At 72.4% G+C, this 7,858-nt stretch carries 6 protein-coding genes and 1 pseudogene; 4 read left to right on the forward strand and 3 right to left on the reverse strand.

All coding sequences use genetic code 11. The features are described from left to right. Positions 1-873: pseudogene (locus tag QH283_RS21755) on the reverse strand (phospho-sugar mutase); the annotation flags it as partial. Next, positions 873-1,652: a purine-nucleoside phosphorylase gene (locus tag QH283_RS21760; RefSeq protein WP_280504826.1), complete on the reverse strand. Its 780-nt coding sequence runs from the start codon at positions 1,650-1,652 to the stop codon at positions 873-875. The gene QH283_RS21760 and the pseudogene QH283_RS21755, both read right to left, overlap by 1 nt. Before the next feature lie 108 nt (positions 1,653-1,760). Here QH283_RS21760 and QH283_RS21765 point away from each other — a divergent pair, with 108 nt between their 5' ends. Next, positions 1,761-3,005 (forward strand): M20 family metallopeptidase, encoded by a 1,245-nt coding sequence (locus QH283_RS21765; protein ID WP_280504827.1) that lies wholly within the window; start codon positions 1,761-1,763, stop codon positions 3,003-3,005. Between the two features lie 149 nt (positions 3,006-3,154). Then, complete coding sequence (locus tag QH283_RS21770) at positions 3,155-4,330, forward strand: M20 family metallopeptidase (RefSeq protein ID WP_280504831.1); 1,176 nt, start codon at positions 3,155-3,157, stop codon at positions 4,328-4,330. Positions 4,331-4,404: 74 nt separating this feature from the next. On the opposite strand, the gene QH283_RS21775 is transcribed toward QH283_RS21770, so the two are convergent. Next, complete coding sequence (locus QH283_RS21775; protein ID WP_280504828.1) at positions 4,405-4,884, reverse strand: gamma-glutamylcyclotransferase; 480 nt, start codon at positions 4,882-4,884, stop codon at positions 4,405-4,407. A 139-nt stretch (positions 4,885-5,023) separates the two neighbouring features. Here QH283_RS21775 and QH283_RS21780 point away from each other — a divergent pair, with 139 nt between their 5' ends. Further along, complete coding sequence (locus QH283_RS21780; protein WP_280504829.1) at positions 5,024-6,427, forward strand: NAD(P)H-quinone dehydrogenase; 1,404 nt, start codon at positions 5,024-5,026, stop codon at positions 6,425-6,427. A 349-nt stretch (positions 6,428-6,776) separates the two neighbouring features. After that, positions 6,777-7,754: a hypothetical protein gene (locus QH283_RS21785; protein ID WP_280504830.1), complete on the forward strand. Its 978-nt coding sequence runs from the start codon at positions 6,777-6,779 to the stop codon at positions 7,752-7,754. The last annotated feature ends 104 nt before the right edge of the window (positions 7,755-7,858 follow it).

The raw sequence follows: 7,858 nt of genomic DNA on the forward strand, positions 1-7,858 counted from the left end.
GGAGCCGGGAGCGGCGGTGGCCAGCACCCGGTCACCGAGCAGCGGCCCGGTCTCGTCGCCGCGCAGCATCCGCCAGCCATCCGGGCCGGGCACCCCGATCGCGCAGCGGTCGGCGTCGGGGTCGAGCGCGATCGCCAGGTCGGCCTCGACCCGGCGGGCGGTGGCCAGCAGCAGGTCGGTGGCGCCCGGTTCCTCGGGGTTGGGGAAGGCCACGGTCGGGAAGTCCGGGTCGGGCTCGAACTGCTCGGCCACCACGTGCACATCGGTGAATCCGGCGGCCGCGAGGGCTTGCAGCGCCGTCTCGCCGCCGACGCCGTGCATCGGTGTCAGCGCGATGCGGACCGGCGCGCGCGGGCCGTCGCCGCCGATGCGCGCGGGCAGTTCGGCCACCCGCGCCAGGTAGCCGCGCAGCAGCGCGTCGTCGGCCGGGACGACGGGCGCGCGCTCGAACGGGGGCAGCGCGGCCGAGATGCGCGCCTCGATCTCGGTGTCGGCCGGGGCGACCAGCTGGGAGCCGCCCTCCAGGTAGAGCTTGTAACCGTTGTCGCCCGCGGGATTGTGTGAGGCGGTGATCTGCACGCCCGCCACCGCGCCGAGCGCGCGCACCGCGTAGGCGAGCACCGGGGTCGGCAGCGGCCGGGGCAGCAGCGTGACCGGGAAGCCCGCGGCCTGGAAGATCTCGGCGGTGACGGTGGCGAACTCCGCCGAGCCGTGCCTGGCGTCGCGGCCGACGACCACCCGCCCGCCGCCGAGGCAACGCTCGCGCAGCCAGGCGCTCACCCCGGCGGTGGCGCGGGCGACCGTCTCGGCGTTCATCCCGTCCTGGCCCGCCCGCAGCGGCCCGCGCAGGCCCGCCGTGCCGAAGCGCAGCATCAGAGGCGTTCCAGCACGCCGCGCAGCAGTTTGCCCAGTCGCGGCGCGGCGGCCGCGCCCTCGGCCAGCACCTCCGCGTGCGAGAGGTGTTCGCCGGTGACGCCTGCGGCCGCGTTGGTGACCAGCGACAGCCCGAGCAGGCGCACACCCAGCGAGCGGCAGGCGATCGCCTCCAGCACGGTGGACATGCCGACCAGGTCGGCCCCGATGGTGGCGAGCATGCGGATCTCGGCGGGTGTCTCGTACTGCGGCCCGGTCAGCCCGGCGTAGACGCCCTCGCTCAGGCCGGGGTCGATCTCGCGGGCCAGCGCGCGCAGCCGCGGGTCCCAGGCGTCGACCAGATCGACGAAGGCCGCGCCGGTCAGCGGGGACCGGCCGGTCAGGTTGATGTGGTCGGCGATCAGCACCGGCTCGCCCACCCGCAGGCCGGGGCGGATGCCGCCTGCGGCGTTGGTCAGGATCACGATCTCCGCGCCCGCCGCCACCGCCGCGGTCACCGGGTGCACCACCTCGGCGGGGGAGTAGCCCTCGTAGAGGTGCTGGCGGCCCATGAGCACCAGCACCTGGTTGCCGCCGACGGGGACCGAGTGCAGCACCGGCACGTGCCCCTGCGCGGTCGGCGTCCCGAAGCCGGGCAGGTCGGGCATCGGCACCGAGGAGGTCGGGGCGCCCAGTTCGGCGGCGGCGGCCTGCCACCCCGATCCGAGCACCACCGCCACGCGATGGCGCGGCACTCCGGTCCGTTCGGCGATCGCTTCGGCGGCCTGTTCGGCAAGCATGCGGACCAGTATCGCCACTGCCGCCGACGGCTGTCGCGCCGGGGCGCACGACCCGCCTGCCGGGTGCGTAGCGCGCCGCGCCAGGCGGGCAGTGCCAGACTGTGTGCCATGCCACTGCCGCGTCCCGTCCCGCCGTCCCCCGACGAGGACCAGCGCGCCCCCGGCCACAGCACCGACGCACAGGTCCGCGCCGACGCCGCGGTGCGGGCCGCGGCCCCGCGCCTGATCGACCTCTCGCACGCCGTGCACGCCGAGCCGGAACTGGCCTTCGCCGAGTTCCGCAGCGTCGAGAAGGTGCTCGAACCGCTGCTCGAGCGCGGCTTCACCGTCCGGCGCGAGGTGGCGGGTCTGCCGACCGCGTTCCGCGCGGAATACGGCAGCGGCGCGCTGACCGTCGGCCTGTGCGCGGAGTACGACGCGCTGCCGGAGATCGGGCACGCCTGCGGGCACAACATCATCGCGGCGGCTTCGGTGGGCGCGGCGCTGGCGCTGGCCGAGGTGGCCGACGAACTCGATCTGACCGTGGTGGTGCTCGGCACGCCCGCCGAGGAGAGCGGCGGCGGCAAGGTGCTCATGCTGGAGGCGGGCGCCTTCGACGACATCGCGATGGCGATGATGGTCCACCCCGGCCCGTTGGAGATCGCAGGCGCGCACTCGCTGGCGCTGGCCGACATCGCGGTGCGCTTCCACGGCAGGGAGGCGCACGCCAGCGCCGCCCCCGAGCAGGGCCGCAACGCCGCCGATGCGATCACGATCGCGCAGGTGGCGCTGGGTCTGCTGCGTCAGCACCTGAAGCCCGGCCAGCAACTGCACGGTATAATCAGCGACGGTGGCGTCGCCCCGAACATCGTGCCCGGCCATGCGGAATTGTTGTACTACCTGCGCGCAGCCGATTCCGCGTCGCTCGACGATCTGATGAGACGAGCCTCGGCCTGCTTCGAGGCGGGCGCCCTCGCGACCGGTTGCACGCACGAGATCCGGACGGTGGCGCCCACCTACACCGAGCTCACGCCCGACCCTGATCTGCTGGCGGTCTACCGGGAACAGATCGCCGACCTGGGGCGGGTGCCCATCGCCGTGGATCTGGAGGCACGGCGTCCGCTCGGCAGCACCGACATGGGCAATGTCACCAACGTCATCCCGGGCATCCACCCGGTCATCGGCATCGACACCGATGGGGCGGTGACACATCAGCCGGGGTTCGCCACGGCCAGCGTCAACGCCTCGGCCGACCGCGCGGTGACCGACGGCGCGCTCGTGCTCGCGCGTACCGCGATCGCCGTCGCCCGCGATGTAGACCACAGAGAGAGCGTGTTGCAACGTCTGGCCCGACGACAGGAGGAACTTCGGTGAACAATCTCGGCCGGCCCCTCGATCACGTGCACAGCCCCGCCGCGGGCGCGTGTGTGACCGCGGAAGGGCCGGCGACGAACACCGCGACGGACACCGCGACAGAGACCACGGCCTGTACCACCGCCGAGCCCGCGCCGGGTGAGGACCCGATGCGGGCGACGGGCGCGCACCCGGTGATCGAGCAGTGGCTCGCCGCCCACGGCGCGGACCTGATCCGGTGGCGCAGGCACATCCACGCCAACCCGGAACTGTCCCGCACCGAGTTCGCCACCACCGAGTTCATCGAGGAACGGCTCGCCGAGGCGGGCCTCGACCCGCGTCGCATCCCCGGTGGCACCGGCCTGATCTGCGATCTCGGCCCGGCGGACGGCCCGCGCGTCGGCCTGCGCGCCGACATCGACGCCCTGCCGCTGCAGGAGTTCACCGGCCTGCCGTTCTCCTCGACCGTGCCCGGCGTCTCGCACGCCTGCGGGCACGACGCGCACACCACCATCCTGCTCGGCACCGCGCTGGCCCTGGCCAAGGTGCCCGAGCTGCCGATCGGTGTCCGCCTGATCTTCCAGCCCGCCGAGGAGGTCATGCCCGGCGGCGCGCTCGACATGGTGGCCGCCGGCGCGACGGCGGGCCTCGACCGCATCTTCGCTGTGCACTGCGATCCGCGTCTGGAGGTGGGGCGGGTCGGCATGCGGGTCGGCGCCATCACCTCGGCCGCCGACACCGTCGAGCTGGTGCTCGACTCGCCCGGCGGGCACACCTCGCGTCCGCATCTGACCAGCGACCTGGTCTACGCCATCGGCACGGTCATCACCGGCCTGCCCGGCCTGCTCAGCCGCCGCATCGACCCGAGGACCAGCACGGTCATGGTGTGGGGCGCGGTGTCAGCGGGCAAGGCGCCCAACGCCATCCCGCAGACCGGCATGCTCACCGGCACGGTGCGCACCGGCGACCACGCCACCTGGTCGCTGCTCGAGCCGATGGTGCACGAGATCGTCGACGGCCTGCTCGCGCCGACCGGCGTGCGCTATCAGCTCAACTACCGCAGGGGCGTGCCGCCGGTGGTCAACGACGAGCACTCGGTCCGCTGGTTCGAGCACGCCATCCGCGCGCTCGGCACGGACGCCCTGGCCGACACCGCGCAGTCCGGCGGTGGCGAGGACTTCTCCTGGTACCTGGAGGAGGTGCCGGGGGCGATGGCCAGGCTCGGCGTGTGGTCCGGCGAGGGCGAGCAGCTGGACCTGCACCAGCCGACCTTCGACATCGACGAGCGGGCGCTTGCCGTCGGTGTCCGGCTGTTCACCAACCTGGTGCTCGACCCGCAGCACTGATCCCGCGCCAGCCGCGATACGACACGAGCCTCCTGCCCCACGCGGGGCCGGAGGCTCGTTCGTGTCGGGGCAGGTCAGCCCGAGTAGTTGCCCGGCCCCACATTGCGGCTGTTCCTGGTGCGCAGCGCGTGCACGTAGTCCGCGGGCGCGCCCGCCTTCTCCGCGGCGTCGGCCATCACGCCCAGGTAGCGCGCCGACGGTAGCCCGCCCTCGTAGGCGTCGAGGACGTAGAGCCAGGCCAGGCGTGGTTCGGTGCCGCTGCCCGGATTGGGCGTGACCCGAAGGCGGATCTTCTTGTGGATGCCGAAGTCCGAGCCCTCCCAGCGGTCGAGCGCCTTCTCGTCCTCCGGCGAGACGTCGTAGAGCACGACGAACACGCGCGAGTTCGGGTCCTCCACGACCGTCGCCAGCGGGCCCTCCCAGCCGATGTCGTCACCGGCGAAGGTCAGCCGCCAGCCCTCCAACCAGCCGGTCCCGGACATGGGGGAGTGCGGACAGCGCTCGAGCATCTGCGACGAGTCCATGTTCGACCCGTAAGCGGCGTAAATCGGCACGTTGCAAAGGTTAGCCTGCCCGGGTAACAGTTCGCCGCGCATCCTCTGTCCAGGTGTGTGGTGAGCCCGACATCGGCTCGGCGATTAACGTGAAGCCCACACCGGAGATCCCGGTCGACGAGCCGAAAGGGAAGTACCCATGACCCGAATCGCGATCATCGGCGGCGGACCGGCCGGCTACGAAGCCGCGCTGGTGGCGGCGCAGCACGGCGCCCAGGTGACCCTGATCGATCGGGACGGCATCGGCGGGGCGTGTGTGCTGTGGGATTGTGTGCCCTCCAAGACCTTCATCGCCTCCACGGGCATGCGCACCGACCTGCGCCGTGCGCGCGGGCTCGGCATCACCCTCGACCCCGACCAGGCCGCTGTGCAGTTGCCGGAGGTGCACGCGCGCGTCAAGGCGCTGGCGCTGGCGCAGTCCTCCGACATCCGCTCCAAACTCCAGTCCGCCGGTGTGACCCTGGTCTCCGGCCGGGCGCGGTTCACCGATCCCGCGCCGGGGCGGTCCCCGCACAGCCTGGTGGTGGAGACCGCCGACGGCCGCGAGCGCTCGATCGAGGCCGAGGTGGTGCTGATCGCCACCGGCGCGAGCCCGCGGGTGCTGCCCGGCGCGGAGCCCGACGGCGAGCGCATCCTCACCTGGCGTCAGCTCTACGACCTGCGCGAGCTGCCGCAGACGCTGGTGGTGGTCGGTTCCGGCGTGACCGGCGCCGAGTTCGTCTCCGCCTACACCGAGATGGGCGTGCAGGTGAAGCTGGTCTCCAGCCGTGACCGGGTGCTGCCGGGCGAGGACGCCGACGCCGCCCTCGTGCTGGAGGAGGCGCTGGCCGAGCGCGGCGTCGAGCTGGTCAAACACGCCCGCGCCGACGCGGTGAAGCGCACCGCCGACGGCGTGGTGGTCGAGCTCGCCGACGGCCGCACGGTGACCGGAACGCACGCGCTGATGACCGTCGGTTCCACCCCCAACACCGACGATCTCGGGCTGGACAAGATCGGCATCGAGCTCGACCGGGGCGGGTACCTGCGGGTGGACCGGGTTTCGCGCACCTCGGTCTCCGGCGTGTACGCCGCGGGCGACTGCACCGGCCTGCTGCCGCTGGCCTCGGTCGCGGCCATGCAGGGCCGCATCGCGATGTACCACGCGCTCGGCGAGGGGGTCAGCCCGATCCGGCTCAAGACCGTGGCCTCAGCGGTGTTCACCCGGCCGGAGATCGCCACCGTCGGCGTCTCCCAGACCGCGATCGACAACGGCGAGGTGCCCGCGCGCACGGTCATGCTGCCGCTGAACACCAATCCGCGCGCCAAGATGTCGGGCCTGCGCCGGGGTTTCGTCAAGATCTTCTGCCGCCCGGCCACCGGCGTGGTCATCGGCGGTGTCGTGGTCGCCCCGATCGCCTCGGAGCTGATCCTGCCCATCGCGCTGGCGGTGCAGAACAACCTGACCGTCAACGACCTGGCCCAGACCTTCTCGGTGTACCCCTCGCTCACCGGTTCGGTCACCGAGGCCGCGCGCCTGCTCATGCGCCACGACGATCTGGACTGAAACACCGTCCGCGCGTGGCCGATAACCCGGTCGGTGCGCGGCTTCGTCCGCGTTGCCAGTGATGCCCGTGGTGTGGTTGACTCGCTCGCGAGAGATGCGATCGAGCGGATCGCCCTGGGGTTGTGGTGTATGGGGGGGAGATCCTTTCCGATCCGACGTGAACGGCCCCGACCGAGAACGGCTTTCGGCCGTTCTGGCGATCCGGCGTGTCTCGTCGAGGACAACTGAGTGCGGCCGGATCCGCGGGCGCACCCGGGAAAGGGATTGGCGAAAAGTGAAACATCGTAAGCCGAGTCGGACCCAGCGGGCGATGGCGAGCACCTCGTTGCCGTTGGCCACCGCCGCTGCCGTGGCTACTCTGTTCGCGTCGCCGGCGGGGGCCGTTCCGAACGATCCGACCACGCCTGCCACGCCCGCTCCGGTTCAGCCGGGCACCAACCCGGGCACCGAGGGCACCCAGCCGGGCACCGCGCAGCCCGAGCAGAGCGAGAACGAGTCGGAGAGCACGCCGACGCCCAGCCAGCCCGGTGTCACCACGCCCGAGCAGGAACAGGTCATGCCGGAGCCGAAGAAGGATCCGAAGCTGGCCACCCCGACCCAGCCCGGTGTGACCACCCCGCGCGTGGCGCCGCTGCCGGTCCCCGGCCAGTCGGATCAGCCCGCTGCCGAGGAGGGCGCCGAGAATCCCGAGGGCGTCGAGGATCCCGCGGCCGAGGACGCCGAATCGGGTGACGAGACCGATTCGGCCACCCCGGGCACGCCGCAGCAGCCGAAGCCGCAGCCGCGCGCGAGCACGCCGTCGGACACCCCCTCGGAGAGCGACACCCTGGTGCAGGAGCCACGGTGGTCGGCCCCGCGCCTGGACAGCACGCCCGCGGCCCCGGTCGTCGAGATGACCGGTCCGCATCAGGAGATCGGCGCCAACATCGACGGCGGCACCCTGCTGCCCGGCTACGTCGCCAACACCCACCACTTCAGCAACGAGGCCGGTTACGTCGGCACCATCGGCTACTCCACCCCGACCGGCGCGGGCGAGGCGGGCGCCTCGGTGGAATTCGTCGACGTGAACACCATCAAGGTCACCACCTACACCGGTGGCGAGGGCCTGGCCGACAACAAGGGCGAGTTCGTCATCGACACCACCCAGCTCAACGAGGCCAAGGCCGCGGTGGAGGGCTGGATCGCCGCGCAGCCCGGCGGCGCCGCCGCGCTGGAAGCGGCCGCCCAGGTTAAACTTCCGCCGCTCGTCCCCGCGGGCGACGTCGCGCCGCAGACGGTGAACGTCGCAGGCGTGACCACCCAGTGGGGTGGTTCGTTCCAGTACTGAACGGGATGATTCGACGGGTGGGGCGGTCGGCAACGGCCGCCCCACCCGCGTGTTACCGGGGAGAGGTTTGGTGTGGTTTACGAGGTAGAAGCCAAGGATCGCGG

It is taken from the genome of Nocardia farcinica (assembly GCF_029867845.1).
In the GTDB taxonomy this organism is placed as follows: domain Bacteria; phylum Actinomycetota; class Actinomycetes; order Mycobacteriales; family Mycobacteriaceae; genus Nocardia; species Nocardia farcinica_A.

Coding starts and splice junctions, on each gene's coding strand:
- QH283_RS21760 (WP_280504826.1), bottom strand. CDS start 1,652: ATGCTTGCCGAACAGGCCGCCGAAGCGATCGCCGAACGGACCGGAGTG.
- QH283_RS21765 (WP_280504827.1), top strand. CDS start 1,761: ATGCCACTGCCGCGTCCCGTCCCGCCGTCCCCCGACGAGGACCAGCGC.
- QH283_RS21770 (WP_280504831.1), top strand. CDS start 3,155: ATGCGGGCGACGGGCGCGCACCCGGTGATCGAGCAGTGGCTCGCCGCC.
- QH283_RS21780 (WP_280504829.1), top strand. CDS start 5,024: ATGACCCGAATCGCGATCATCGGCGGCGGACCGGCCGGCTACGAAGCC.